The sequence below is a fragment of the Synechococcus sp. R6-7 genome (genome assembly GCF_047461695.1).
Taxonomy (GTDB): domain Bacteria; phylum Cyanobacteriota; class Cyanobacteriia; order Thermostichales; family Thermostichaceae; genus Thermostichus.
In genome coordinates this window covers 1-677 of record NZ_JANSHS010000528.1, presented here as the reverse complement: position 1 = coordinate 677, position 677 = coordinate 1, and the positions used below count along the sequence as shown (strand labels likewise).

The 677-nt window shown below is 57.0% G+C and carries 1 protein-coding gene and 2 pseudogenes; all 3 read right to left on the bottom strand.

The window, feature by feature from the left end:
- Window positions 1–120, bottom strand: a pseudogene (locus NW815_RS13765) (CRISPR-associated protein); the annotation flags it as partial.
- Window positions 117–374 (bottom strand): hypothetical protein, encoded by a 258-nt coding sequence (locus NW815_RS13760; protein ID WP_238376877.1) that lies wholly within the window; start codon window positions 372–374, stop codon window positions 117–119. The gene NW815_RS13760 and the pseudogene NW815_RS13765, both read right to left, overlap by 4 nt.
- A gap of 24 nt (window positions 375–398) precedes the next feature.
- A pseudogene (locus NW815_RS13755) lies at window positions 399–677 on the bottom strand (hypothetical protein); the annotation flags it as partial.

Below are 677 nucleotides of genomic sequence, written 5' to 3'. Positions count from 1 at the left end.
CTGTTTCAACAGCTCGGCCATCCGCTCCAGAGAGGATCCCTCTAGCTCGTAGTCGATGCCGGGAAGGGGCATCAGAGAAACCTGTTGTTGGCCCAGTTCTCTTTCAAAGAAGAGCTTCAAAATCCGGGCACACTCCAGCCCATTGCGGAGTGCAGCAGAACCAAAGCATCGCCGGGGGTGGGATCCAGGCGGTAGTAGGTGTTGGTTAAGGACTCCGTCCCGCTGGCGCGATCGGCGCTGATCAGCTCCAGATCGGTTCTTTTCATCCAGGCCAGCGCTTGCTCCGGATCCCCGATGGTTTTTTGTCCCACCCAGGGGCGCTGCGGCTGCAGGTCTTTGTCAAGGTTGGTGAGCAAGGAGGTGCCCACAGTCATGATGATGGTCTGCATGATAGGCGGTTAACTCAAATTTTTCGAGAGCTCTGTCTTGCTTTGCGCCCAGAGCAGCTGGACTTTGCCGATTCTGCTATCTTCTCTGATCGCGCCAGCGGGACGGAGTCCCATCGCGCCAGGGGGACGGAGTCCTTTATCTTCTCTAAGGCCCAGAACCTTCACCTCTACCTCTTGCTCCACCGAGAGGAAGCCCGCCTGTTTGGGTTCCCTTGGGGTGAGCTTGATGTCGGGGCCCGAAATCTGGAAAGTAACTTCGTTGCCCTTGATGTTGGTGATGGTGGCCTT

What these genes read in the sequence shown, in the direction of transcription:
- NW815_RS13760 (WP_238376877.1), bottom strand. Translation starts at nt 374, where the DNA reads ATGACTGTGGGCACCTCCTTGCTCACCAACCTTGACAAAGACCTGCAG.